General features: G+C 57.5%; 1 protein-coding gene. It reads left to right on the top strand.

The window, feature by feature from the left end:
- The first annotated feature begins 364 nt into the window (after positions 1-364).
- Complete coding sequence (locus EN750_RS37655; RefSeq protein ID WP_127329012.1) at positions 365-601, top strand: hypothetical protein; 237 nt, start codon at positions 365-367, stop codon at positions 599-601.
- Positions 602-671: the final 70 nt, after the last annotated feature.

Raw genomic sequence — 671 nt, 5'->3', positions numbered from 1 at the left:
TTGCTCTCTACGGCCGCCCTGGCGATCCTGCTCTACCGAGCGAGTGCATCTTTCGGCTTGGTTGTTGTCGCCTTTCTCAGCATCGGCGCCACACAATTGGACGCTGACCTATCCAATCAATCAGGCGACCCGGAACTGGACTGTCCTGCCTGAAAACTGGGAGCTGCTGCGGCGCCAATGGGAGTATTCGCATGCCATCGCCGCCGGCCTCAACGCCTTGGCGTTGCTTGTGCTTTTCCTATCGGCGCTTCGCGCTGCGGTGCGTTGAACGACCACGTCTTCACCAGCACGGCCGCCGAGCGGGCAGGAACCACCAATAAAGCGAAAACATTGACCCGCCAGATGTTTCCAGCGTGGCCCGAAAATGAAGCGGTACTATTTCGATCTTCAAAACGGTGACGGCGCGATACCCGATGATAACGGGCAGCTGTTCGAATCCCGGGAACAAGCCAGAGCGGAAGCAATTCGTATTTTGCAGGATGTTGCCCAAGACGAAATGCCCGACTGCGATTTCGTCAAGGTAACCGTCAAAGTACGCGATGAGATCGGTGCGCAGATGTTTGAGGCATCGCTTGTCCTGACCTCCGGATGGAGCGTGTGATGCCGCGGTGCTAGCGGCTATACCGCACCGGGATTTGCACGACATTCTCCGATCCAGGCAGATCGAAGGC

It is taken from the genome of Mesorhizobium sp. M7A.F.Ca.ET.027.03.2.1, assembly GCF_003999175.1.
Taxonomy (GTDB): Bacteria; Pseudomonadota; Alphaproteobacteria; order Rhizobiales; family Rhizobiaceae; genus Mesorhizobium.
This window is presented reverse-complemented; position numbering and strand designations above follow the sequence as displayed.

Excerpts from the sequence above, each read along its gene's own strand:
- EN750_RS37655 (WP_127329012.1), top strand. The coding sequence starts at position 365 with ATGAAGCGGTACTATTTCGATCTTCAAAACGGTGACGGCGCGATACCC.